Here is a 23,411-nt window from a genome sequence, read left to right as displayed (position 1 = left end):
TTAGCCCTCCTTAGAAAGATTCATTACATCATTTTGCTCCAAGAATTTGGTATTGAAGTCGCCCGATAAAAACACATCATTATCTAATACACGTAAATGGAACGGAATGGTTGAAGGAATACCATCAATGGCAAATTCGGACAACGCACGTTTCATTTTTTGAATCACTTCTTCCCGTGTTTCCGCGTAGCAGATTACTTTAGCAATCATCGAATCATAGTATGGTGGGATTTTGTAGTTTGGATAAGCTGCTGAATCAATCCGGACACCTAAGCCACCTGGAGGAAGATAAAATTTAATTTCTCCTGGAGCAGGCATAAAGTTTTTCTCTGGATTTTCAGCGTTAATCCGACATTCCATCGCCCAACCTGTTAATTTCACATCTGATTGTTTAATTTGTAGTTCTTCCCCAGAAGCAACTAGAAATTGTTGTTTCACTAAATCAACACCAGTAACAAGCTCGGTTACCGGGTGTTCTACTTGGATACGCGTATTCATTTCCATAAAGTAGAAATTATTTTCATGGTGATCGAAAATGAATTCAATCGTTCCTGCGCCAGAATAATTCACGGCTTTGGCAGCTTTAACAGCAGCTTTCCCCATTTTTTGGCGAGTTTTTTCATCAATGGCAGGTGATGGTGATTCTTCAATTAGCTTTTGTAAGCGGCGTTGAATACTACAATCACGTTCTCCTAAATGAATAACGTTACCATGGTTATCAGCAAGCACTTGAATTTCTACATGGCGAAAATCTTGAATATATTTTTCTAAGTAAACGCCAGGATCACCAAATGCGGCTTCGGCTTCTTGTTGGGTAGTTTGAATGCCAGAAATTAATTTCTCTTCATTTTCTGCTACACGGATACCTTTACCGCCACCGCCAGCTGTTGCTTTAATGATAACCGGATAACCGATTTTCTTAGCGATTTTTTTGCCATCTTCTACATCCTTAACGATTCCTTGTGAACCAGGAACAATTGGAACACCTGCTTTACGCATCGTTTCTCGAGCAACATCTTTTGTTCCCATTTGCGAAATAGCAGAAGCACTTGGTCCGATAAAAGTAATATTACAGTCTTCGCATAACTCCGCGAAATCTGCATTTTCGGCTAAGAAACCATAGCCTGGGTGAATAGCATCACAGTTCGTTAAAACTGCCAGACTAATAATGTTGGACATATTTAAATAACTATCTTTTGTTGCCGCGGGACCTACACAATAAGCTTCATCCGCCAGCTGAATATGTAGCGCTTCTTTATCTGCTTCCGAATAAATCGCCACTGTCTCCACTCCAAGTTCTTTTGCAGCGCGAATGATACGGACAGCGATTTCTCCACGGTTCGCTACCAGTACTTTTTTAATCATGTTTTTCGACCCCTTATTTTTTTCTAACTTTGAATAGTGGTTGTCCAAATTCGACTAATTCGCCACTTGAAACAAGAATTTCTGCGATTTCTCCGTCGATATCAGCAGTAATTTCATTGAATAATTTCATTGCTTCTACAATACATACAACAGATTGCGCAGATACTTTAGATCCAACGCTAACAAAATTAGCATCTTCTGGTGAAGCAGACGCATAAAAAGTCCCAACCATTGGAGATGTAATGACTTCTAAACTAGCATCTTCCGCTGTATTTGCTTCCGCTTGAGGAGCAGCTGGTTGAGCTTGTGCTACTGGTGCAGCCTGAGCTGGTGCTTGTGTGATAGCAATTGGTGCTTCTTGGACTGCTGCAGCAACAACCGTTTTATTCTTTTTAAGCAAAATCTTACTATCTTTCGTTTCTAACTCAAATTCATCTAGGGTTGACTCGTCAATCAGCTCGATTAGCTGTTTAATTTCATCTATTGATAACATACCATTTACACTCCTTAATAATACTAAAAATAAAAAATTGCATGAATCACGCATTGTCCTTATTGTACCATACTTTTTATTCAAAAGGTGTACTGGAAGCGCTAAGAAATAGAAAAACAGCTGAAGAATTAACTCCAGCTGTAGTAAACGATTCTTGCTTACGCCCGAGAAACATACGCCGCTTCGGTTGTATTAATTACTAGTTTGTCTCCTTCATTAACGAAAAATGGCACTTGAACAACAAGACCAGTTTCAAGCGTGGCTGGTTTAGAACCGCCTGAAGAAGTATCACCTTTAATTCCAGGATCAGTTGCAGTAACAACTAATTCTACTGTGTTAGGTAAATCAATACCGATTGTTTCGCCTTGATACATGATAATATTAATTTCCATATTTTCTTTTAGGAATTTAAGTTCATGAGCAATTTGGTCTTCTGGAAGCTCAATTTGTTCATAAGACTCATTATCCATGAATACGTGATTTGTGCCGTCAGCATACAAGTAGGCCATTTTACGGTTGTCGATTTGCGCTTTTGCTACTTTTTCGCCACCACGGAATGTTTTTTCTTGGATTGCACCTGTGCGAAGGTTACGTAATTTGGAACGAACGAATGCTGCTCCTTTTCCGGGTTTTACATGTTGAAAATCTAGCACACGCCAAATACCATTATCTACTTCTATTGTTAACCCTGTTTTAAAGTCATTTACTGAAATCATGTTTTTCCTCCTGTAATTTGCAAAGTATCTTTATTTGGAGCATATTAAAACTGCTCATTCTTACTTATTTAACCATAAAACACACAAAGTTACAAAGGAATTTTATAAAATAATTAATTCTTTTGGTGAATGAATTAAAATCTCATTACCTGTTTCTGTAATTAAGAGATCATCTTCAATTCTAACGCCACCGATTCCTGGTAAATAAATTCCTGGTTCATCCGTCACAACATGTCCGACTTCTAGTTTTTGAGGGCTCTTAAAGGATAAATTAGGCCCTTCGTGAATTTCTAGTCCAATACCATGTCCTAAAGAATGTCCAAATGCATCGCCATATCCAAAAGAAGAAATATAATCACGTGCAATAGCATCTGCTTCAATTCCAGTCATACCTGGTTTTAAGCTATCGATTACCTTTAATTGCGCATCTAACGTAATTTGGTAAATTTCTTTTAATTTTTCAGCAGGTTCACCGACCGCGATAGTTCTTGTCATATCTGAACAATAACCGTCATAGTAACAGCCGTAATCCATTGTAACGAAATCGCCAACTTCGATTTTTTTATCTGAAGCAACACCATGCGGTAACGCAGAACGAACACCAGATGCGACGATTGTATCAAACGATGAGGAAGTAGCTCCCGCACGTCTCATAAAGAATTCTAGTTCATTAGATACTTCGATTTCAGCCATGCCTGGTTTGATAAATTGAATGATATGTGCAAAAGCTGCATCAGCAATATCACAAGCTGTGCGGATTGCTTTTAGTTCACTTGCTGTTTTCACTTTACGCATTTCTTCAAAGAAGCCAGTAAGTGGGATTAATTGACGATTAAATACGTGCTCCATTTGTTTAAATTCAGATACAGTCACATAATCCGCTTCAAAATGTAGTGTTTTTGTATCATTTTTAATTAATAAATCTTCTACTGTATCAAAAATCGGACCAGTATGTTGTACAATTTCGTATCCTTCTGCTTGTTTTGCTGCTTGTTCCGTATATCTGAAATCTGTTACAAAATAAGCTTTTTCAGGTAAAATTAGCGCCACACCACTTGTTCCAGTGAAACCTGATACATACCTTCTATTAAACTCACTTGTGACAAGAACTGCTTCTATTTTTTCCTTGCCCAGCGTTTCTTGAATTTTAGTTAATTTAGACATTTTTATTCCCCCACTTTTATCAAATTTTAGGCGCGCAAAAATCGCATTATTAGACGCGTTCGAAACTATTTTATCACAATTTAGAAAAAATAACTTTTTTTAGGCGTTTTGCGCTATACGAAAAACTATTTTTAGCGTAAAATAACATATTAGTAAACATGAATAGGCTGGTGAAAACTTTGAGCAAACAAAACGTACCATCATATGGCGGTCAAGCTGTAGTTGAAGGCGTCATGTTTGGCGGCAGAAAACAGACCGTAACAGCGATTAGACGTATAGATGGTTCATTAGAATATTTTTATTTAGAAAAAAATAGTCCAGTTTGGGTTATGCGTATGAAGAAAATCCCTTTTTTAAGAGGAATTGTCGCATTAATTGAATCTAGCGCTATCGGTTCCAAACACCTCGCTTTTGCAACAGACCGATATGACGAAGATCCAAATAATCCAGTAGAAGAAGAAAAAATTGAAAAGAAAGAATCAAAAGTCGCGATGTGGCTTGGTGTTGCTGTCATCGGTATTTTATCTTTCGTCTTTGCAAAATTTATCATGACGCTCATCCCTGTATTTTTAGCGGAATTATTCCGTCCTATCGTTCCAGGCGATACGGCTCAAGTATTTTTAGAGAGTCTTTTCAAATTAATTCTTCTATTAACCTATATTTTCGCGGTTTCTCAGACCCCTATTATTAAACGAGTTTTTCAATATCACGGTTCTGAGCATAAGGTAATAAATTGTTACGAAGAAAATTTACCTTTAACGGTTGAAAATGTACAGAAACAATCGCGACTTCATTATCGTTGTGGTAGTAGCTTTATTTTATTTACAGTTATTGTTGGTATGTTTATTTATTTGTTAGTACCAACTGATCCTCTTTGGCTTCGTGTGGTCGACCGGATTTTACTTATTCCTGTCGTACTTGGTGTAGCATTTGAAGTACTTCAATTAACTAATAAATGCCGCAATATCCCAGTTCTTAAATATTTAGGGGTCCCGGGTTTATGGCTACAACTTCTTACAACAAAAGAACCGTCTGATGATCAAGTGGAGGTTGCCATCGCATCCTTTAATGAACTTTTACGAGTAGAAAAAGAAGGCGCACCAGTAGATGTAGCGGAACCGGAGAATCTGGAACTTTTAGAATAGGAGTGGATTAATTTGAAGAAGTATCCCCTCATAGTTATTATTTTACTTGCGCTTGTTGGTATTGGGCTTTTAATGGGTGGTTTTAAATCATTTTTCACCTTAATTATTTCCGTTTTAATCGGGACACTTATTTTCACCCTTCTACTGCGGCTTTTCACAAATAGAAAAACTGACAGTAATTACCAAAAAGCAGTAAAACAATCGAAAAATTTACATGATCCGAAGAAAAAAACGAAGAAAAAACGAAAATCTTCTTTCAAAGTGATTGATGGTGGCAAAAAATAAGTTATAATAGAAAAGGATGCTTTAAAAAAAGCAGTTTTCAGGATGAAAGGGGTTTACACAATTGATTAGTTGGATTATAGCAATTATCATTCTGGTTATTCTTCTAGGATACGAAATTTACCAGTTTGTAATGCGTCGCAAAGCAGTAAAAGTTTTAACAGAAGAAGAATTTAAAAAAGGTTATCGTAAAGCACAGTTAATTGATGTTCGCGAGCCAAATGAATTCGATGCTGGACATATTCTTGGAGCTAGAAATATCCCAGTTACACAAATGAAAAACCGTACAACAGAAATTCGTCAAGATTTACCAGTTTACTTATACTGCCAAACAGCACAACGTAGTAACCGTGCAGCAATTATGCTTTACAAACGCGGATACAAACAAGTGTATCAGCTTAAAGGCGGCTACCGTAAATGGACAGGAAAAACTAAATCTAAATAAGAAAAAGCCTTGCTGCGAAGTTTCGCAACAAGGCTTCTTTTTATACTTCTTTTTGATAACGTAAAATCGGTTTTCTAGCAGCACGTGTTTCGTCTAGTCGTTTTACATAGGTGCTATGAGGCGCTTCTTGGACGATTTCAGGATTTTCTTCTGCTTCTTTCGCAATTTTCAACATCGTATCGATGAAAGAGTCTAGGGTTTCTTTCGATTCTGTTTCAGTCGGTTCAATCATGATTGCTTCACCAACAATTAGCGGGAAATAAACAGTTGGCGGATGGAAATTATGATCTAGCAATCGTTTCGCAATATCAACAGTTCTTACGCCTAGTTTCTTCTGTCTATTACCACTTAAAACAAATTCGTGTTTACACACTTGATCAAATGGTAAATCATAAGCTTCTTGCAGTTTACGCATCATATAGTTGGCATTTAAAACAGCATATTCTGTCACTAATTTCAAACCATCTGGGCCCATCGTGCGAATATACGTATACGCGCGAACATTGATGCCGAAGTTACCATAATAAGGTTTCACACGACCAATAGAATCCGGGTAGTTATAATCAAACGTGTATCCTTCATCTTTTTTCGTAAGGACTGGTGTTGGTAGGAATGGGATTAATTCCTTTTTCACGCCAATCGGTCCAGAGCCAGGGCCTCCACCACCGTGAGGACCAGTAAATGTTTTGTGTAAATTTAAATGAACGACATCAAAGCCCATGTCTCCTGGTCTAACTTTCGCCATAATAGCATTTAAGTTGGCGCCATCATAGTATAATTTCCCGCCAGCTTCATGAACGATTTCCGCCATTTCAACGATATCTTTTTCAAACAGGCCGAGTGTATTTGGGTTTGTAAGCATTAATGCAGCTGTATCTTCGCCTACTACTTTTTTCAAATCAGCTACATCGACAAGTCCTTTTTCATTCGATTTCACTGTGACCACATCAAAGCCTGCTACTGCCGCGGATGCTGGATTCGTTCCATGCGCAGAATCTGGGATGATAACTTTTGTGCGTTTTGTATCCCCATTTTTTTCATGGAAGGCACGAATAAGCATTAATCCAGTCCATTCACCGTGTGCTCCTGCAGCTGGTTGGAGCGTTACTTCATCCATTCCAGTAATTTCAACTAAACTTGTTTGTAAGTCATACAGTAGTTCTAGCGCGCCTTGGACAGAGCTTTCTGGTTGATTTGGATGGATATTCGCAAAGCCTGGGAATCGAGCTACTTTTTCATTGATTTTAGGGTTATATTTCATCGTACAGGAGCCAAGTGGATAAAAACCAGAATCTACTCCAAAATTATGATTGGATAAATTAGTATAATGACGCATGATTTCGAGCTCACTCAATTCAGGTAAATCTGCTGGTACAGAACGAATATACGCTTGATCAAAATAATCACCGGCATTTGTTTCTGGAACATCGCTTTCTGGCAAACTAAAGCCAATTCTTCCCGGAATAGAACGTTCAAACACTAATGGCATCGTTTCTTCTAAATTCATTTTGCACCCTCCAAGCTAGCCACAAAGGCATCAATTTCCTCTTTTGTCCGCATTTCAGTAACTGCTACAAGCATATGATGTTTGTATTTTTCCTCATAAAAACCAAGGTCATACCCACCAATAATCCCTTCATCTAAAAGTGATTCGTTCACTTCTTTGATTGGTTTCGAAAGTTTTACAACAAATTCATTGAAAAAGCCATCTGAAAATAGAACTTCAAAGCCTTTTTCACGGAATTTTTGTTTGGCATAATGAGATTTATCTAAGTTTTGTTTTGCCATTTCTACAAGACCTGTTTTTCCAAGGGTTGCCATTGCGACAGAAGAAGCTAATGCATTCAACGCTTGATTGGAACAAATATTAGACGTCGCTTTATCACGGCGAATGTGTTGTTCGCGTGCTTGTAATGTTAGTACATACCCGCGCTTCCCGTTCTCGTCTACAGTTTCCCCGACTAAACGTCCAGGAACTTTACGCATTAATTTATTTGTTACCGCAAAGAAGCCACAGTGCGGTCCGCCAAATGATTCTGGGATACCAAATACTTGCGAATCACCCACAACAATATCTGCACCAAATTCTCCTGGTGGTGTTAACAAGCCTAGAGACAACGGGTTGCTCGATACAAGTAATAAAGAATTATTTTCATGCACTAATTTTTCAAGTTCTGCCAAAGGTTCCACTTGTCCATAGAAGTTTGGATATTGTACAACAAAACCTGCTATATCATCTGAAAGAGCTTTTTTTAGCGCCTCAATATCTGTTTTGCCATCTAGTTCTGGAATAACTTCTACTTCTATATGTTGACCAGTTGCATAGGTTTTTAATACATTGCTACTTTCCGGGTGAACAGCTCCGGAAATGAGAATCTTTTTGCGCTTTGTATGCCCACTTGCTAGCATAGCTGCTTCCGCGAGCGCTGTCCCACCGTCATACATCGAGGAATTAGCCAGGTCCATTCCAGTAAGTTCCGCAATCATCGTTTGGAATTCAAAGATTGCCTGCAACTCCCCTTGCGAAATTTCAGGTTGATAAGGCGTGTAGGCTGTATAAAACTCTGAACGAGAAATAACGTGATCCACAACAGTTGGAATGTAATGACTATAGACACCAGCTCCTAAAAAGGAAGCATATTCTGTTGTATTAGCGTTTTTAGAAGCAAGTTTTGATAGTTCGCGTAATAGTGCAGGTTCAGATTTTGCCGGTTTTAAATCATAATCCCGTTTAAATCTAATTTTTTCTGGAATGTCTTGAAATAAGTCATCAATTGACTTAACCCCTATTACATCAAGCATTTCCTTTTCATCTTGTTCTGTCATTGGTAAATAACGATGTTTTGCCATATTATTTCCTCCTTTTTACTTTGCGCGTTTATAAAATGGTGTTGGTACTATTTTTGCTTTTATTTTTTTATTTCTAATACCCACTTCTACTTCTTGACCTAATTCTGTGTAAGCTGTATCAATTAGAGCAAGACCAATATTTGTTCCAAGTGTTGGTGATTGGGTACCAGAAGTCACAATGCCGATTTCTTCGTCATTCAAAAACACCGGGTAATCGTGGCGCGGAATACCTCGTTCAATTAATTCAATACCAACTAATTTTCTGTTCAGCCCGGCTTCTTTTTGTTTAATAAGCGCTTCTTTACCTATAAAATCAGCTTCTTTTTTTAATTTAACAGCAAAATTAAGTCCGGCTTCAAGTGGCGTAATGTCTTTGCTCAATTCTTGCCCATAAAGCGCAAGTACTGCCTCTAGGCGCAATGTATCCCGTGCACCTAAACCAATTGGAGCTACTCCTTCAGCCAAAATTGCCTCAAAAACTTTTCCTGCATCAGCGCTTGGCATATAAATTTCAAATCCATCTTCTCCAGTATAGCCACTTCTTGAAATGATTGTTTTCACTCCTGCTACATCCGCATCCTCCACAAATCCAAAGAAGCTAATCGAACTTAAATCTACATCCGTTAGTTTTGCGAGAATTTTTTCAGCGTTTGGCCCTTGTAAAGCTAATTGTCCATATTCCGAAGATACATTGGTAACTGAGACATCTCCCTGAATATTTTTTACCATCCATTCAAAATCTTTAGCTGTATTTGCTGCATTAACAACAAGTATGTATTCCGTTTCTGATTTCTTATAAACGACTAAATCGTCTACTGTTCCACCGGTTTCATAGCACATAATGTTATATTGCGCTTTACCAATTTTTATTTTTTCAATGTCGTTGGTTAACAAATATTGTAAATAAGAAGTACTATCAGGACCTTCCACCAAAATTTCTCCCATGTGGGACACGTCAAATAACCCTGCATCAGTTCGCACGGCTTCGTGTTCTGCTTTTATACCAGCAAATTGTACTGGTAAATCCCATCCACCAAAATCAATGGTTTTCGCACCATATTTTGCATAAAGTGGATGAATCGGTGTTTTTAGTAACTCTGTCATAATTTTATCCTCCTTTTTCACATAACAAAAAGGCTTATATGATTCATAAGCCCTGTCGTAACATAAATATGACTCCAGAGTTGCGTCCCGTAAACATCCTTTTGCCTGAGAGTTTCACATAATACATGCTTTCCCCGTCGGCGCTGCTTTTCGCAGTCTCTCTGTTTACATTCACCCGCTAATTCTATTATGTATTTGCCTTTTCTATAGCTTATCATGAGTTGTATTGTTCGGCAAATAATTAGTTTTAAAGCCTAAATTTTCTTTATTTTTGATATTGGTTCGGAATGTAAGGGCTTTATTGTGATATTACCGTTTGATTATACGTTTGTTATTCATTGCACATAGATTGTGAAAATGATTAAAATCGAAAAAAATGTTTTCTTCACTTATTTGCTTCTAAAATATCACTTTCAATATTATTTTAGCTTGAAATGCTACTTTTGCATTTAGAAAATACTATTTTCGTTTTTGTGAAAGATTCGGACACAAAGGATTTTGTTTGCTTATGAAGAATATGACTTGTAAGGAGGTTCTTATGCCGCAAAAAATGACAGAACACATCATAACTCAAGCATTACGTGTCCATGCAAGCGATGTTCATATTCATCCACTCTCAAACCGCTACTTACTCCGGCTTCGGGTAAATGGGACATTGATTCCGCTTCTTTACCTTCCAATAGATGTAGGAGAAAAGTTAATATCTTTTCTTAAATTCCAAGCAGCTTTGGATATAAGCGAAAAAAGACGACCTCAATCCGGTAGTTTTGAAAAAAATACAAACACAGAAAAAATTGCTTTACGGCTTTCTACTATGCCTGGCAAAGATTTTCATGAAAGCATGGTTATTCGAATTTTTCGTTACAAGTACCCTATCCCATTTTTAAAATCCAGTGTGTTTCCTAGATCCACTAAACAAATTCAACAACAGTGTAAAAACCAAACAGGCTTGTTTCTTTTTTCTGGTAGCACAGGTAGTGGTAAGTCTAGTTCTATGTATAGCCTTGTTTCTTCTATTGAAAATAAAGATGAACTGCAGATCATTACAATTGAAGATCCTGTTGAACATCATTCTCCCGGCTTTCTCCAAATCGAAGTGAACGAAAAGGCAAGCATCACCTATGCGCCCATCATTCGCTCCGTCTTACGCCATGATCCTGATATTTTAATTATCGGAGAAATACGCGATGCAGAAACCGCTAAAATAGTTGTTCGTGCTGCATTAACTGGTCACTTAGTTTTAAGCACGGTTCATGCAGGAGATGCTTACGGAGTTTTATTAAGATTACTTGAATTCGGTATTAGCTCAGAAGAATTAGCGCAATGCTTACTCGGAATCAGCTTTCAGAAGCTGACACACCTCGTTTGCACCTTCTGCGGAGAAAAATGCCATCCCCTTTGTACACATTTGCACCGAAAAAGAACAGCTATCTATGAAGTTCTTACGCAACAAGATATAAAAGCCTACTTCCAATCTAATAAACAGCAGATTAAGCCTAAATACCCTATTAAAAGAACCTTTGAGAAAGGAGTTGCCTATGGCTTTTTTTCAGCGCACTAATTGGAAAGAGGACGGAGAATTTTTAATTAGAGTTGCCAGTTTACTCGAAAAGGGATTCTCATTGGATGCAACCATTAGCTATTTAAGCATTACTTCACCCAAATATCGCAAAAGATATGAACAAATTATCACTTCACTTTCAAACGGAAATTCTTTTTCCTATGCTCTTTCAAAAAACGGATTTCCTGAATTCATTTGTTCACAACTTCATTACGCTTCTAGTCACGGTTACTTTTTGCAAACAATTCACGAAACCGGCGTCCATATGAAAAGAAAGGCGGAGGAAAAAAACGCATTAATGAAGACCTTCCAATATCCACTAGTCTTATTCTCTACAGTTATTATTGTGTTCTTCTTGCTTCGAATTTTTCTCTTACCTAAATTCGAACTTTTATTTACACAACTATCAACTAACGGCACTGTCGGAACTAAATTCACTTATTTCCTGCTTGAAAAAGTTCCAGTTTTATTAGGAATTTTTTTACTTAGCCTTTTTCTAATTTTCAGCTTCATTATTCGAAAACAAAAGCAAAAAAATGCTTACGACCGAGCTTATTTTTATTGTCGTATTCCATATATTCGCCAATTTTCAAGAATTCATTATTCGCAATACCTTTCGCGCGAACTCGGATATCTGCTGAAAAGTGGTTTATCTATAACGCATATCATGCACCTCTTCGCGCAAGAAGAATCTCCCGCATTCTTTCAAGCAATCGCCAGGCAAATTCTTCCCACGCTTGAACAAGGATTATCACTAACAAAAGCACTAGAAAAAATGCCTATATTTGAAAAAGAACTTTATTACATTGCTATCCACGGTGAAAAAAATGGTAATTTAGCTGAAGAATTTTTATTTTATTATAACTTATGTCATCAGAAATCACTTCAAAAAACCGAAAAATTATTTTCATTTATCCAACCAATTGTTTTTATCGTTATTGGTATTTTAATTGTATCCATTTATTTGTCCATTTTATATCCCATGTTTTCTATGGTAAATCATATTTAAAGGAGGAGTTTTAATGTTTAAAAAGAAAATTGATTGGCGAGATGAGCGAGGCTTTACTTTGGTAGAGATGTTAATTGTATTGTTAGTGGTTAGTGTTTTGTTACTCCTCACTATTCCAAATATAGTATCACAAAGTAAATCAATCAACGATAAAGGATGCGAGGCCTTTATTTCAATGGTTCAAGGTCAAGTTCAGTCCTACCAGTTAGATAAAAATTCAATCCCTTCTGTAGCTGATTTAGTAAGTGGAGGTTATCTAAAAGCTAACCAAAAAACTTGTCCTAATGGAAATAGTATCAAGATAGATAGCTCAGGAAATGTTTCTGAGAAAAAATGAAAATAAATGGATTTACTTTATTAGAAATGTTACTTGTACTAACTATCAGCTTTACACTAATCACATTAACTATCTTTCCTATTTCAAGTACATTATCCACGCTTAGGGAGAAACAACTACTAGAAGAAATAAAAGCCACCATCTACTACGCGCAAATAAATGCTGTAGCAACAAAGCAAGATACGTTTATTTCATTTGATCCAATCAGAAACCAACTCATCACCTATACTAATTCAACAACACTTGCTATCCTTCCATTCTCACAGACGTTAACTTTAACACAACCAAAAATAGGAAATTTTCGTTTTTCGAGTACAGATGGATCCATTAATCGTTTTTCAACAATTCACCTGACAAGTTCGACAAATAACTACAAGCTAATATTTCAAATCGGAAAGGGGCGTTTTAGAATTGAATAAAATTAACGGATTCTCCTTAGTTGAAAGCATGGTTTCACTTCTCCTTTTTTCAATGGTTTGTAGTTTTCTATTACCCACAGCAATGACTATTTTTGAAAAAATAGACTATCAAAAAGAAACTAGCAGAGTCTATCAAGAAATTTACGAACATAGCGAACTATTACGGCACAAAAGCATTCCAGTTAACTTTAAGAATGAACGTATCCAAAGTTTCCATTATCAAGGAGGTATCCAAATTTGTGCAAAAAATAAATTGGAAGAAAAATGTATCTTTTAGAAATGGCTCACCTGCTTTCACTCTTCTTGAAACAATCTTGTCTATTACGATTATTTTAAGTATTAGCTCGCTCATTCCATTATTTTTTCAATGCTATAACAAGACTATCCAGTTTAGTAACATTGATCAGACAACAGAATGGCAACTTTTTCTCATTCAAACTCGTCTAGAATTAGAAAAAGCGACTAATATTCAGATTGATGGGAATAAGCTTTCTTTTAGTAATGGCAAAGATCTTATCACCTATTCCAAATATAATGATTTAGTTCGTCGACAAGTAAACGGAAAAGGACATGAACCATTGCTTACTAATGTGAAAGATTATCAATTAATCAAGAAAGAAAAACAACTTCATTTAACGGTGCAAGACTCTAATACCCAGATATATACATCTGTATTCGCATTACCAGAAGTGGTATCCAATCCATGAAGACTAATGCATTTACGCTCCCATTTACCATTTTCATTGCGCTTATTTCAATTTTAATCGTTACTGGTAGTGCTTCTATCTTTAAGACACAAATACAATATGAAAAAATGATTCAAAATTATTATTTAGCCTCCACTAAACTAAATTTAGCTTTCATAGAAATTAAGGAAACATCCTCACTTTCACATCAATTTAAAACAAATTACAAAGGCACAAAGATAGATTGCCAGGCGACGGATAATCAACTAACAGAATTCAACTGTCAAATCACACTAGAAAACGGCTATACATTAACAAAAACAACGAGCCCTTAAAGAAGGAACTCGTTGTTTTAAAAAGATTTAGTTGGTGTATTAATTAAATTATACATTTTACCTGTTTTCGTATCGATTACCTTATCAAATAAATAACCATAGAGAACTAAATCCCCTGTTTCATAAGATAAAATAGGTTGGTTATCCATTAATTCCAAGATAGTCGATTCTTTTTTGTTCGTTGGATCAATTTTTACTAACTTATACTCTTTTGCTCCGCTGCCAATTTTAGCGCTTTTATATGGAACAAATGTTAGAAAAGTATTCTTATCAAAATTTGTATCAAAATACGGAACAAAAGTCCCTAATTCATCATACTCTCGAGCAGCATTATACGAAAAGAAATTTTGAAAGCCAAGTGTTCTAAAATCGTATAATAATTTTTCATCCGAGTTTTTTTCAATTGTAAGCAGTACATTATCGTGAACAGCAAATTGCATAATATTAGCTACAATTAAATTTTTAGTAGCGTTATCTCTAATGTCTTGTAAATAAAGGTTTCCTAATTCATCATCCGGTTTGTCTTTATTGTTCGAAATCACCAAATTATCTCCGTACCAGGAAATAAAAGGTGACGCGACATCTATTTTATCCAGTTGATTCAACGTATAATCCCAATTTTCTATTTGAAAATTCCATTCTGGGCTATATGAGACAAACATGATTTTTTCAGGCGACTCATCATTCCAATAAAATGTCGTCGTTAGAGGTTTTGTTGAACGTGAAGCAACAGTTGAACCATCATTCAAAGCGATTATTCGCATCGTTGCCTTTTCAGCTGATTCAGCAGAATAAAGTAAGATGTTTCGATAATCTGGACTAATTTGCACTTCAGAAATAGATTCCTTCGTATTAAAGATTGGTCTTTTCTTTTCATTGTAAATATTCAATTCTTCAAAATACGTAACTCCAGATTTTTTGGTTTGTAGCAAAACAGAATCTTTTGACAGCCAACCAACCACTCGCTGGAATTCTTTTGTTTTAATTTGAACACCTTGCACTTCTTTTGCAGTCTTTTTTGGCGTTTCTTTTTCCTCCGAGCAACCAAAAGAGATAAAAACCAACCCTACTAATAAGGTAATCAGCAAAAAAGCATTTGATTTTTTCATCTCTGGCCTCCAATCTCTCTATGCTAAAATTTTACCCTTTTCATAGGAAGCTAAAACAATGCGTTATAGAAAGATTATCTTTATAAAACAAGCTACAATAATGGAGTGTTATTGTAGCTTATACAAATTAATATTAATCTTCACTTGGTAGTGCTAACCATGCGGCTCCGATTATCCCTGCGTCATTCCCTTTTGTCGCAATAGATAATTTAGTAGATTCTTTAACCGCCGGGAAAACCATTGTCTCAAAATAAGTTTTTACTGGTGTTAATAATTGGTCGCCAGCCGCTGAAACTCCACCGCCGATAATAATTTTCTCTGGATTTAACATATTACCAATGTGACTAAGCGCTAATGCCAAATAGAAAGAAATTTTATCAATGGTTTCATTTGCTAAAGCATCATCTTCTGCTCCTAGTTCAAAAATCAATTTAGAAGTAATTGTTTCATCGTTGTTTATTGCATCTTTAAGCGCAGATTTACCTGTATACTCTTTCGCTAAATCTTTCGCTACTCGAACGATTCCTGTTGCTGATGCGACAGTTTCTAAACAGCCCTTTTTACCACAAGTACAGTCATAACCGTTTTCCGGAACTACTGTTACATGGCCAATTTCACCAGCTGCTCCGCGAATACCATGTAAAATTTTGCCTTCTGCGAAAATTCCGCCGCCAACGCCTGTTCCAAGTGTTACGAAAACGACATTAGCCCCACCTTCGCCTGCGCCTTTCCAGCGTTCACCAAGAGCAGCAACATTAGCATCATTATCTAATATGATTTTTAAACCAGTAATATTTTCTAAATCTTGACTAACATTTTGTTCTTCAGCCCAACCTAGGTTATAAGCACCTTTGACTGTACCAGTTTCATAATTAACAGTCCCTGGGGTTCCCATTCCAATACCGTAAAAAATATCATTATCTAGTTGTAAATCTGTTAATTTTTGATTGATAGAGTCGCCAATATTTTTAACAATGTGGGCACCTTTATCTTCAATATTTGTATCAATTGTCCATTTTTCTTCAATGTCGCCTTCTTTTGTTAAAATAGCTAATTTTGCTGTTGTCCCGCCTAAATCTACACCAATTAATTTTTTGTTCATTCTGCTGTTCTCCTTATAATCAATTTAATTTAAACTACTATTTTTCCGTTGTTCTTTGATTAATTCCTGTTTCAATATACTTCTAGCTCTAGCAAAAAGTTCTCTATCTAAAATATTATGTTTAAAAAGTTCTGTAATCTCATATTCCATCATTTCGATGTCGTATTGTCGTTTTCCTAAATAAACAATAATGCCATGCTTTCTAAGTAATTGGGCAACTTCATAAACTGTTTTCACATTAAAAACCTCTTATTCTTTGATTTTTTCTAACTCATCGTAATAAGAATCAAAAAATGGATTGCTTGAAAATTCTCTAGCGCTGTTCGCTTCTTTAATTGCATTTGGCATATCGCCTTTTATTCTATAGCAAACGGATAAATAATAATGAGCCTCTGGGATGTCTTTGTCGATATTAATTGCTTCTTTAGCCATCGCTTCTGCTTTATCTACTTGCTTGTCTTGTAAAGCGATTGATGAAGCATACGTAAACGAATAGCCATCCGCACTTCCGCTAGAAATTAAATTATCGGTAATTTTTGTTGCTTCTTTTTTATTTTGTTCTTGAAGATATTGTTGTACTGCTACGTTAGCTTGCATCGGATCATATGGTTGTTCTCCTTTTTGGTAGCCAAAATACAAAAATAAAATAGCTACAGCAAAAAGTGAAATACCATATGCGAGGCGGCGCCAATGAAAGAATTGCTTCGGTAATGACAATGCTCCTGCAAGTAAAAAGCCACCTACTAAACCACCAATATGGCCAGCAATATCAATTTGACTAGAAAATACGTCAATTAGTAAATTGATTGCGACAAGTGAAGCAATGCTGACACCAATGGTTTTTGCATAAAGATTCGGTTTTAAAACAACCAAATAAAGTAGCGCGCCCATTACTGCAAAAACGGCAGTACTCGCACCAACAGATAAATTCATGTTTAGTGCAAAACTGGCTATGTTCCCGCATATTCCTCCTAAGAGAAGAATTAGAACATAGCGCCATTTACCATAAATACGCTCTGCCCATGCACCAACAATATATAGCATAACTGCATTGGAAGCTAAATGCATTAATCCACTATGAAGAAAAATTGGTGAAATAAAGCGCCACCATTCTCCGGCATAAATAAGTGGATTAAATTTCCCGCCCCATTTAATTAAGTTAAATGAATTGGTCGTTCCACCTTGGAAAGAAAGCCACAAAAACGCTGCAACTAAAAGCCCTAAGAATGTATACGTAACAATTGGTTTGGAATTTCTAGCAACTTTTTGTTCTTCATTTACTTTAGTAGTGATATAAGCAATTACTTGCTCTCGCTCTTTCGCTACTAGCTCTTTTGTTATTTCGGTTGGAAGAACAAACGCTTCTTCGGGTAATTCTAACGTTTTAATAAGTATATCTAGATGCTCTCTCATTTGTTCGTTCGCGAGTAAAATATTTTCTAATTTCACTTTTTCATTTGGAGAAGCGATTGAATGTCCAAAAAAAGGCGAAATATCACCCATTGGTTCAAATGGTGTTATATAAATATTCACAAGAGGCAATTTTAAACGCCCCATTTGCTTACGAAGATTTTCAGTTACATGTAAAGTGTGTGTCACATCGCGTTCCACCACATTAGCCCAACTTAATTCTTTCATCTGAATACGGATGACTGGTCTTTTTTTCTGGCTTGTATTTTCCAACCAAAGTTCTTGTTTCTCCTCATGAAGATGGATTAAACGGTATTTTTCAACACCCAAGAAATAATTAGTTAGGCGCCAGAAGACATATTGTTCTTGGAAGCTCAAAAAATTCCCTGCTTTCATTACAAATTATATTTACTACTATACGCAAAAAAAAGGGTGTTGTAAACAATCCACCCTATTTTCTATAGAATTATTTTTTCTTATCCTCCAATTAGGATAGAAACTGGTTTATCATGTGTTTCAGGTGTAAACGCTATTTGTTGTTCATAAAGATACAAAGATACTGTTTGCCCTTGAAAATCCGTTAGGAATCTATCATAAAATCCCCCACCAAAACCAATTCTATAATGTTCTTTATTAAAAACAACTCCAGGAACGATTAATAAATCAATGACTTTCTTATCTACTGTTTCCGCTAATTCATTTGGTTCTAAAATACCAAACTTAGATTTTATTAAAGGATGTACAGAATCCATTTTTTTAAATTCCATTTTCCTGCTGGGATAGTATGTTTTTGGGATTAAAACGGTTTTTCCTTCTTTTTTTGCTTGAAGGATGATTGCTTCCGTTTCAATTTCAGGGTGTCTTGCTAATGTAATACCAACAACCTTTGCGTTTTTCCATTCTGGTAATAAAAATAGTTTTTCTGCTAATTTAATAGAACGTTCGCGATGTTCCACTCTATCAATGCTATTCAAATTCCGTAAAACTTGCTCGCGTAGTAGGCGTTTATCTTCCATTTCGACTTCCCCCTTTTTGTTAATAAAAAAAGCAACAGAATGGAGATCCTGCTGCTTACTTAGTTTCGCGGTGTAAAGTTACACGGCGTAATCTTGGACAATATTTTTTTAATTCAATACGTTCCGGATTTTCACGCTTATTTTTAGTAGTGATGTAATTACGATCACCGCATTCAGTGCATTCTAAAGTAATATTAACGCGCATTATTTTTCCCTCCAACTCCGACTGACGAATTTATTTACTAAACCTGTATAATAATATCATTTTTAATCAGTTGTTGCAAGGACTCTATGCATTTTCTTTTTATTTTCTTTACAAAACCTTATTTCGGATGGTGTTTTGAGCTAAATTATGCTATAACTAGTAGTAGAGTTTATGGAAGAGAGGTGTGTATAAAACCCATGACCACAGTCATAATTATCTTACTAATTGCTGCTATTGCGATGTTTGTTATTTCGTTTCTACAAAAAGGCGACAATAAACAATTAGAAAAAGAACTGGAAGATGTTGCTGCTCAGTGGATGCAAGAAAACTTTGAACTAAAACAACGTATCACTGAACTAGAAAAAGCAATGAAAATGGATAGCCCAAGCGTTGAGGCTGAGCAAGTTCCTGATAGTCCCAAAGTTCGCGAATTAATGAAAAAACAAGTGATTACCCTTTATACTTCTGGAATCGTAACTTCAGAAATTGCCGAACAGTCATCATTGCCTAAAGAAGAAGTAGAAAAAATCATTGAAGAATATTTAAAACATTGATTTAAAATTTAAAGGAGGAGCCTATCTGTGAAGAAAAACTTACGGATGTTGGCACTAGGTTTCTTAATATCTGCCGTTGTCTTACTGGTGTATAATCAGTTTTTTTCAACTCAGACCAAAGCAGATGAAACAAAAGCCACATCAACAAAAACTGGTTCTGATGAAAACTCAAGTACATGGAAAACCAAATATGAAAAATTATTAGCTCAGCAAGAAATGGACAAAGCAGCGGAAACAGAAGCAAAGAAAAAAGCAGAAGCCGATGCTAAAAAGAAAGCGGAAGAAGCAAAGAAAGTAAAAAGTTATACTTTAACGATTTCTAAAGGAGATCCTTCTTCTAAAGCTGGTGATGAACTTCATGCAAACGGTATTGTTAAAAATTCCTCGGAGTTCGATAAATACTTACGAGATAATAATTACGAAAAATACATTCGTGATGGTAGCTATACCCTCAAAAGCGACATGAGCTATGAAACTATCGCAAAAATTTTAACACATAAAAACTAATAAAAAAGGAAACAAGTATAGAGCTTGTTTCCTTTTTTATGTTATTATTTAAGAAAGAAAGGATGATGAATTATGGCAATTGTAAAAATGGAAAACCTCATAATTAATACGGGGGTATTTTACCTATAGAATGCTCCCAACTACAAAGGAGCGAAAACATTGACATTAGAACAATACGGTTTTACAAATTTTTTTAAAGAACAAAAGATAGCTGCTACCTCCTCTTATGGTAGAGTTACGGCGGTATTTAGAGATTATTATCGCGTTATTACGGAGAATGAAGAATTTTTAGCATCATTGAAACGTGGAAATTTTTATGAACTATCCTCTACTTCCCTTCCCGCTGTTGGTGATTTTGTAGAGGTCAGTAGTGATGCCCAAATACTCTCTGTACTTGAGCGTAAAACGGTCTTTTCTCGGATGAATAAAGATTCAGAAGAACAATTGATTGCAGCGAATTTTGATTATGCTCTCATTGTGATGAGTTTGAATCATGACTTTAATTTGAATCGATTAGAGCGTTATTTGACGGTTGCTTGGGATAGTGGTGCAACACCGATTATCATTTTAACAAAAGCAGATTTAGTGGAGGATTTAACAGCCTATGCTCAGCAGCTCGAGACAGTTGCTTATGGCGTTCCAGCATACTATGTGGATAATTTATCACATCGTGGTTTTGAAGCTTTAGAACGCGATTTAAAGCCGAATAGTACGCTTGTTTTGCTTGGCTCTTCTGGTGTCGGAAAATCTTCTTTTATTAATTCGCTTGCAGGTACTGATTTAATGAAAACTGCTGGTATCCGCGAAGATGATAGTAAAGGAAAACATACGACGACACATAGAGAAATGCATTTGCTTACGAATGGGTGGATTGTGATAGATACACCTGGAATGCGTGAATTCGGTGTTGGTTTTAACCAAGCTGGATTAGAAACCACTTTCTCGGATGTAGAGGAATTGGCTGAAGGATGTCGTTTTCACGATTGCTCTCATACACAAGAACCAGGTTGCGCTGTCCAAGCAGCATTAGAAGATGGCACCTTAACTATGCAACACTACGAAAATTGGTTGAAATTGCAGCGAGAAATGGCTTATCACGCCCGAAAAAATAGCCCTGCTCTCGCAAGACAAGAACGTGATCGCTGGAAAGTTATTCAAAAATCACTTCGGACACATTTAAAAACACGTCCAAAAAAATAGTTAAAAAAAGCAAGTAGCTTGGGCTACTTGCTTTTTGTATTATTTAGATTCTGGTTTTTTCGTTTTAGGATAGAATTTTTTCTCTGCTTGTGGTTTTTTATCGCCTTCTGGTTGTTCTTTTTTCTCAAGCAAAGCTTTACGTGATAAGTTAACGCGACCTTGTTGGTCTACTTCGATAACTTTAACAGTAACTTCATCACCTAGTTTTAGGATATCTTCTACTTTACCAACACGTTCATGTGCTAATTCAGAAATGTGAACTAAGCCATCTGTACCTTTGAATAATTCAACAAATGCGCCAAATTTTTCGATACGACGAACTTTACCAGTGTAAACTTCTCCCACTTCTACTTCACGAACGATGTCTTCGATGATAGCAATTGCTTTACGGTTCATTGCTTGATCTTGAGAAGCAATGTATACTGTACCATCTTGTTCGATATCAATTTTTACGCCAGTTTCATCAATAATTGCATTGATTTGTTTTCCACCAGGTCCGATAACATCTTTGATTTTCTCAGGTTTGATGTTAAGTGTAATGATTTTTGGAGCATAAGCAGAAAGTTCTTCACGTGGCGCGCTAATAGTGCTAGTTAAGTGTTCTAGAATGTGTAGGCGCCCTTCTTTTGCTTGTGTTAGTGCTTCGTCCAAAATTTGGCGGCTTAAGCCATCAATTTTGATGTCCATTTGAAGTGCTGTGATACCATCTTTTGTTCCAGCAACTTTAAAGTCCATATCGCCAAAGTGATCTTCCATACCTTGGATATCAGAAAGAATTGTGTAATCATCGCCAAGTTTTACAAGACCCATTGCGATACCTGCAACTGGCGCTTTAATTGGAACACCAGCATCAAGCATTGCAAGTGTAGAACCACAAATACTTGCTTGAGAACTAGATCCGTTTGATTCAAGCACTTCTGATACTAGACGGATTGTGTACGGGAATTCCTCTTCGGAAGGAATAACATATTGTAACGCACGTTCACCTAACGCACCATGACCGATTTCACGACGGCCTGGAGCACGACGAGGACCTGTTTCCCCAACACTAAATTGTGGGAAGTTATAATGATGCATAAAACGTTTGTATTCTTCTGTCCCTAAACCATCAATGATTTGGTGTTCACGAAGCGGTGCCAGTGTACATACACTTAGAGCTTGTGTTTGGCCACGAGTGAATAAACCAGAGCCATGGACACGAGGAAGCATACCAACTTCAGAAGAAAGTGGACGAATTTCGTTTACTTTACGACCATCTGGACGGATTTTATCTTGAGAAATTAAACGACGCATTTCGTCTTTTTCAATCATTTCAAGAATATGAGCTACTTCACCAAGAATTTCTGCTTCATTTTCTAATTCTTTTGCTTTATAGCTTTCTAAAATTTCTTCTTTTACTTCTTCAATAGCAGCTTCACGTGCTTTTTTCTCTTCTGTTTTGATAGCTGCTTTCATTTTACCTTCACTTGCTGCTTTTACTTCTGCTTCAAGTTCAGGATCGCTTACGAAAAGTTCGATTTCGCGTTTTTCTTTACCAACTGCAGCGATAATTTGTTGTTGGAATTCACAAAGACGTTTAATTTCTTCGTGACCAAACATGATTGCTTCAAGCATTGCTTCTTCTGAAACTTCTTTTGCTCCAGCTTCTACCATGTTGATTGCATCATAAGTTCCTGCAACGGTTAAGCTAATATCACTTTTTTCTGCTTGTTCGATAGTTGGGTTGATAACGTATTTTCCGTCAATACGGCCAACATCCACACCAGCGATTGGTCCTTCAAATGGAATATCGGAAATAACTAATGCAACAGAAGAGCCAAGCATTGCTGCCATTTCTGGAGAACAATCTTGATCCACACTGAATACAGTAGATGTAATTTGAACTTCATTACGGAAACCTTCTGCAAATAATGGACGGATTGGACGGTCAATTAGGCGTGCTGTTAATGTTGCACGGTCACTTGGACGTCCTTCACGTTTTAAGAATCCACCGGGAACTTTACCAACGGAGTACATTTTTTCTTCATAGTTAACTGTTAATGGGAAAAAGTCGCCTGGACGTGGTTTTTTAGAACCTACTGCCGCTGTTAAAACGACCGTATCTCCGTAACGAATTAATGCTGCTCCACTTGCTTGTTTTGCTAATTGACCTACTTCAACAGATAATGTTTTACCTGCCCATTCTGTTGAAAACACTTGTTTTTCAGACATAATTTAATCTCCTTTGTTTAGGAAACACGAACCAGAAACTTTACCATGCATAAGAATGTTCACGCACACTTTAGATTTTCTAAAGCACACATGAATCCAAAAACCTGCTAAAAATAGCGATTTTTGAAGCACGTTTTTGGATTCATGCGATAAAGTTTCATTTCTTCGGCGTGTTTTCCAAAATTT

General features: G+C 36.4%; 27 protein-coding genes and 1 riboswitch. Of the genes, 13 read left to right on the top strand and 14 right to left on the bottom strand.

What is annotated here, in order from left to right; all coding sequences use genetic code 11:
* The 4 genes from accC to AB2Q86_RS07225 all read right to left on the bottom strand — a co-directional run bounded on the left by accC (position 1) and on the right by AB2Q86_RS07225 (position 3,738).
* Positions 1 to 1,365 carry an acetyl-CoA carboxylase biotin carboxylase subunit gene (gene accC / locus AB2Q86_RS07240; protein ID WP_012581365.1) on the bottom strand — a complete coding sequence of 455 codons (1,365 nt, stop codon included), beginning with the start codon at positions 1,363 to 1,365 and terminating at the stop codon, positions 1 to 3.
* Positions 1,366 to 1,378: 13 nt separating this feature from the next.
* The gene (accB, locus tag AB2Q86_RS07235; RefSeq protein ID WP_012581366.1) at positions 1,379 to 1,858 is read right to left on the bottom strand and encodes an acetyl-CoA carboxylase biotin carboxyl carrier protein; all 480 of its coding nucleotides are present in this window, start codon (positions 1,856 to 1,858) and stop codon (positions 1,379 to 1,381) included.
* A 158-nt stretch (positions 1,859 to 2,016) separates the two neighbouring features.
* Positions 2,017 to 2,574, bottom strand: a complete 558-nt coding sequence (gene efp, locus AB2Q86_RS07230) for an elongation factor P (RefSeq protein WP_003722482.1) — start codon at positions 2,572 to 2,574, stop codon at positions 2,017 to 2,019.
* Between the two features lie 102 nt (positions 2,575 to 2,676).
* On the bottom strand, positions 2,677 to 3,738 hold the full coding sequence (locus AB2Q86_RS07225) for a Xaa-Pro peptidase family protein (protein ID WP_012581367.1): 1,062 nt from the start codon (positions 3,736 to 3,738) through the stop codon (positions 2,677 to 2,679).
* A 179-nt stretch (positions 3,739 to 3,917) separates the two neighbouring features.
* On the opposite strand from AB2Q86_RS07225, the gene AB2Q86_RS07220 reads away from it, so the two are divergent.
* The 3 genes from AB2Q86_RS07220 (at position 3,918) to AB2Q86_RS07210 (ending at position 5,610) form a co-directional block, all read left to right on the top strand.
* Positions 3,918 to 4,883: a DUF1385 domain-containing protein gene (locus AB2Q86_RS07220; RefSeq protein ID WP_012581368.1), complete on the top strand. Its 966-nt coding sequence runs from the start codon at positions 3,918 to 3,920 to the stop codon at positions 4,881 to 4,883.
* Positions 4,884 to 4,895: 12 nt separating this feature from the next.
* Positions 4,896 to 5,168, top strand: coding sequence for an AC76 family protein (locus AB2Q86_RS07215; RefSeq protein WP_003729898.1), 273 nt, complete (start codon positions 4,896 to 4,898; stop codon positions 5,166 to 5,168).
* A 61-nt stretch (positions 5,169 to 5,229) separates the two neighbouring features.
* Positions 5,230 to 5,610: a rhodanese-like domain-containing protein gene (locus tag AB2Q86_RS07210; RefSeq protein ID WP_003722478.1), complete on the top strand. Its 381-nt coding sequence runs from the start codon at positions 5,230 to 5,232 to the stop codon at positions 5,608 to 5,610.
* 40 nt (positions 5,611 to 5,650) lie between these two features.
* Here the strand turns inward: AB2Q86_RS07210 and gcvPB are convergent, their stop codons facing one another.
* The 3 genes from gcvPB to gcvT are packed head-to-tail and all read right to left on the bottom strand — an operon-like array spanning position 5,651 to position 9,564.
* Positions 5,651 to 7,117 (bottom strand): aminomethyl-transferring glycine dehydrogenase subunit GcvPB, encoded by a 1,467-nt coding sequence (gene gcvPB / locus AB2Q86_RS07205; protein WP_012581369.1) that lies wholly within the window; start codon positions 7,115 to 7,117, stop codon positions 5,651 to 5,653.
* A complete protein-coding gene (gene gcvPA / locus AB2Q86_RS07200) occupies positions 7,114 to 8,460 on the bottom strand; it encodes an aminomethyl-transferring glycine dehydrogenase subunit GcvPA (protein ID WP_012581370.1) in 1,347 nt (448 codons plus the stop codon). Before gcvPA ends, gcvPB begins: the two co-directional genes overlap by 4 nt.
* A 15-nt stretch (positions 8,461 to 8,475) precedes the next feature.
* The gene (gene gcvT / locus AB2Q86_RS07195; RefSeq protein WP_012581371.1) at positions 8,476 to 9,564 is read right to left on the bottom strand and encodes a glycine cleavage system aminomethyltransferase GcvT; all 1,089 of its coding nucleotides are present in this window, start codon (positions 9,562 to 9,564) and stop codon (positions 8,476 to 8,478) included.
* Positions 9,565 to 9,647: 83 nt separating this feature from the next.
* Positions 9,648 to 9,739: riboswitch (glycine riboswitch) on the bottom strand.
* A 363-nt stretch (positions 9,740 to 10,102) separates the two neighbouring features.
* Here gcvT and comGA point away from each other — a divergent pair.
* The 7 genes from comGA to AB2Q86_RS07160 are packed head-to-tail and all read left to right on the top strand — an operon-like array spanning position 10,103 to position 13,911.
* The gene (gene comGA, locus AB2Q86_RS07190) at positions 10,103 to 11,125 is read left to right on the top strand and encodes a competence type IV pilus ATPase ComGA (RefSeq protein WP_012581372.1); all 1,023 of its coding nucleotides are present in this window, start codon (positions 10,103 to 10,105) and stop codon (positions 11,123 to 11,125) included.
* Positions 11,103 to 12,134 (top strand): competence type IV pilus assembly protein ComGB, encoded by a 1,032-nt coding sequence (gene comGB, locus AB2Q86_RS07185; protein WP_012581373.1) that lies wholly within the window; start codon positions 11,103 to 11,105, stop codon positions 12,132 to 12,134. The genes comGA and comGB overlap by 23 nt, the downstream gene beginning before the upstream one ends.
* A gap of 13 nt (positions 12,135 to 12,147) precedes the next feature.
* Positions 12,148 to 12,471 (top strand): competence type IV pilus major pilin ComGC, encoded by a 324-nt coding sequence (comGC, locus tag AB2Q86_RS07180; RefSeq protein WP_003727484.1) that lies wholly within the window; start codon positions 12,148 to 12,150, stop codon positions 12,469 to 12,471.
* Positions 12,468 to 12,890 (top strand): competence type IV pilus minor pilin ComGD, encoded by a 423-nt coding sequence (gene comGD, locus AB2Q86_RS07175; protein ID WP_003729903.1) that lies wholly within the window; start codon positions 12,468 to 12,470, stop codon positions 12,888 to 12,890. Before comGC ends, comGD begins: the two co-directional genes overlap by 4 nt.
* Positions 12,883 to 13,167 (top strand): competence type IV pilus minor pilin ComGE, encoded by a 285-nt coding sequence (gene comGE, locus AB2Q86_RS07170; RefSeq protein WP_014589066.1) that lies wholly within the window; start codon positions 12,883 to 12,885, stop codon positions 13,165 to 13,167. Before comGD ends, comGE begins: the two co-directional genes overlap by 8 nt.
* Positions 13,130 to 13,597: a competence type IV pilus minor pilin ComGF gene (gene comGF / locus AB2Q86_RS07165; RefSeq protein WP_012581375.1), complete on the top strand. Its 468-nt coding sequence runs from the start codon at positions 13,130 to 13,132 to the stop codon at positions 13,595 to 13,597. Before comGE ends, comGF begins: the two co-directional genes overlap by 38 nt.
* Positions 13,594 to 13,911 carry a hypothetical protein gene (locus AB2Q86_RS07160; RefSeq protein WP_003729906.1) on the top strand — a complete coding sequence of 106 codons (318 nt, stop codon included), beginning with the start codon at positions 13,594 to 13,596 and terminating at the stop codon, positions 13,909 to 13,911. The genes comGF and AB2Q86_RS07160 overlap by 4 nt, the downstream gene beginning before the upstream one ends.
* A 17-nt stretch (positions 13,912 to 13,928) precedes the next feature.
* On the opposite strand, the gene AB2Q86_RS07155 is transcribed toward AB2Q86_RS07160, so the two are convergent.
* The 6 genes from AB2Q86_RS07155 to rpmG all read right to left on the bottom strand — a co-directional run bounded on the left by AB2Q86_RS07155 (position 13,929) and on the right by rpmG (position 18,753).
* Positions 13,929 to 15,020 (bottom strand): hypothetical protein, encoded by a 1,092-nt coding sequence (locus AB2Q86_RS07155; RefSeq protein ID WP_003736517.1) that lies wholly within the window; start codon positions 15,018 to 15,020, stop codon positions 13,929 to 13,931.
* A 133-nt stretch (positions 15,021 to 15,153) separates the two neighbouring features.
* Positions 15,154 to 16,122, bottom strand: coding sequence for an ROK family glucokinase (locus AB2Q86_RS07150; protein WP_003736516.1), 969 nt, complete (start codon positions 16,120 to 16,122; stop codon positions 15,154 to 15,156).
* A 24-nt stretch (positions 16,123 to 16,146) separates the two neighbouring features.
* The gene (locus tag AB2Q86_RS07145; protein ID WP_012581376.1) at positions 16,147 to 16,359 is read right to left on the bottom strand and encodes a YqgQ family protein; all 213 of its coding nucleotides are present in this window, start codon (positions 16,357 to 16,359) and stop codon (positions 16,147 to 16,149) included.
* Between the two features lie 12 nt (positions 16,360 to 16,371).
* The gene (locus AB2Q86_RS07140) at positions 16,372 to 17,910 is read right to left on the bottom strand and encodes a rhomboid family intramembrane serine protease (protein ID WP_014589065.1); all 1,539 of its coding nucleotides are present in this window, start codon (positions 17,908 to 17,910) and stop codon (positions 16,372 to 16,374) included.
* 98 nt (positions 17,911 to 18,008) lie between these two features.
* Positions 18,009 to 18,548 (bottom strand): 5-formyltetrahydrofolate cyclo-ligase, encoded by a 540-nt coding sequence (locus tag AB2Q86_RS07135; RefSeq protein WP_003729910.1) that lies wholly within the window; start codon positions 18,546 to 18,548, stop codon positions 18,009 to 18,011.
* 55 nt (positions 18,549 to 18,603) lie between these two features.
* Positions 18,604 to 18,753, bottom strand: a complete 150-nt coding sequence (rpmG, locus tag AB2Q86_RS07130) for a 50S ribosomal protein L33 (RefSeq protein WP_003719608.1) — start codon at positions 18,751 to 18,753, stop codon at positions 18,604 to 18,606.
* 197 nt (positions 18,754 to 18,950) lie between these two features.
* Here rpmG and AB2Q86_RS07125 point away from each other — a divergent pair, with 197 nt between their 5' ends.
* The 3 genes from AB2Q86_RS07125 to rsgA all read left to right on the top strand — a co-directional run bounded on the left by AB2Q86_RS07125 (position 18,951) and on the right by rsgA (position 21,014).
* Positions 18,951 to 19,307 (top strand): hypothetical protein, encoded by a 357-nt coding sequence (locus AB2Q86_RS07125; RefSeq protein ID WP_012581378.1) that lies wholly within the window; start codon positions 18,951 to 18,953, stop codon positions 19,305 to 19,307.
* 27 nt (positions 19,308 to 19,334) lie between these two features.
* Positions 19,335 to 19,814, top strand: a complete 480-nt coding sequence (locus AB2Q86_RS07120; protein ID WP_003729912.1) for an endolytic transglycosylase MltG — start codon at positions 19,335 to 19,337, stop codon at positions 19,812 to 19,814.
* A 159-nt stretch (positions 19,815 to 19,973) separates the two neighbouring features.
* Positions 19,974 to 21,014 carry a ribosome small subunit-dependent GTPase A gene (gene rsgA, locus AB2Q86_RS07115; RefSeq protein ID WP_012581379.1) on the top strand — a complete coding sequence of 347 codons (1,041 nt, stop codon included), beginning with the start codon at positions 19,974 to 19,976 and terminating at the stop codon, positions 21,012 to 21,014.
* A gap of 39 nt (positions 21,015 to 21,053) precedes the next feature.
* Here rsgA and pnp read toward each other — a convergent pair whose 3' ends face one another.
* On the bottom strand, positions 21,054 to 23,225 hold the full coding sequence (pnp, locus tag AB2Q86_RS07110; protein WP_003727493.1) for a polyribonucleotide nucleotidyltransferase: 2,172 nt from the start codon (positions 23,223 to 23,225) through the stop codon (positions 21,054 to 21,056).
* Between the last annotated feature and the right edge of the window lie 186 nt (positions 23,226 to 23,411).

Origin of the sequence: Listeria monocytogenes (assembly GCF_041765605.1) — a bacterium.
GTDB lineage: Bacteria > Bacillota > Bacilli > Lactobacillales > Listeriaceae > Listeria > Listeria monocytogenes_D.
The sequence above is the reverse complement of the archived record's forward strand: the minus strand, read 5'-3'. Positions and strand labels throughout refer to the sequence as shown.

What these genes read in the sequence shown, in the direction of transcription:
- accC (WP_012581365.1), bottom strand. Translation starts at nt 1,365, where the DNA reads ATGATTAAAAAAGTACTGGTAGCGAACCGTGGAGAAATCGCTGTCCGT.
- accB (WP_012581366.1), bottom strand. Translation starts at nt 1,858, where the DNA reads ATGTTATCAATAGATGAAATTAAACAGCTAATCGAGCTGATTGACGAG.
- efp (WP_003722482.1), bottom strand. Translation starts at nt 2,574, where the DNA reads ATGATTTCAGTAAATGACTTTAAAACAGGGTTAACAATAGAAGTAGAT.
- AB2Q86_RS07225 (WP_012581367.1), bottom strand. Translation starts at nt 3,738, where the DNA reads ATGTCTAAATTAACTAAAATTCAAGAAACGCTGGGCAAGGAAAAAATA.
- gcvPB (WP_012581369.1), bottom strand. Translation starts at nt 7,117, where the DNA reads ATGAATTTAGAAGAAACGATGCCATTAGTGTTTGAACGTTCTATTCCG.
- gcvPA (WP_012581370.1), bottom strand. Translation starts at nt 8,460, where the DNA reads ATGGCAAAACATCGTTATTTACCAATGACAGAACAAGATGAAAAGGAA.
- gcvT (WP_012581371.1), bottom strand. Translation starts at nt 9,564, where the DNA reads ATGACAGAGTTACTAAAAACACCGATTCATCCACTTTATGCAAAATAT.
- comGA (WP_012581372.1), top strand. Translation starts at nt 10,103, where the DNA reads ATGCCGCAAAAAATGACAGAACACATCATAACTCAAGCATTACGTGTC.
- comGB (WP_012581373.1), top strand. Translation starts at nt 11,103, where the DNA reads ATGGCTTTTTTTCAGCGCACTAATTGGAAAGAGGACGGAGAATTTTTA.
- comGC (WP_003727484.1), top strand. Translation starts at nt 12,148, where the DNA reads ATGTTTAAAAAGAAAATTGATTGGCGAGATGAGCGAGGCTTTACTTTG.
- comGD (WP_003729903.1), top strand. Translation starts at nt 12,468, where the DNA reads ATGAAAATAAATGGATTTACTTTATTAGAAATGTTACTTGTACTAACT.
- AB2Q86_RS07160 (WP_003729906.1), top strand. Translation starts at nt 13,594, where the DNA reads ATGAAGACTAATGCATTTACGCTCCCATTTACCATTTTCATTGCGCTT.
- AB2Q86_RS07155 (WP_003736517.1), bottom strand. Translation starts at nt 15,020, where the DNA reads ATGAAAAAATCAAATGCTTTTTTGCTGATTACCTTATTAGTAGGGTTG.
- AB2Q86_RS07150 (WP_003736516.1), bottom strand. Translation starts at nt 16,122, where the DNA reads ATGAACAAAAAATTAATTGGTGTAGATTTAGGCGGGACAACAGCAAAA.
- AB2Q86_RS07135 (WP_003729910.1), bottom strand. Translation starts at nt 18,548, where the DNA reads ATGGAAGATAAACGCCTACTACGCGAGCAAGTTTTACGGAATTTGAAT.
- rpmG (WP_003719608.1), bottom strand. Translation starts at nt 18,753, where the DNA reads ATGCGCGTTAATATTACTTTAGAATGCACTGAATGCGGTGATCGTAAT.
- AB2Q86_RS07125 (WP_012581378.1), top strand. Translation starts at nt 18,951, where the DNA reads ATGACCACAGTCATAATTATCTTACTAATTGCTGCTATTGCGATGTTT.
- pnp (WP_003727493.1), bottom strand. Translation starts at nt 23,225, where the DNA reads ATGTCTGAAAAACAAGTGTTTTCAACAGAATGGGCAGGTAAAACATTA.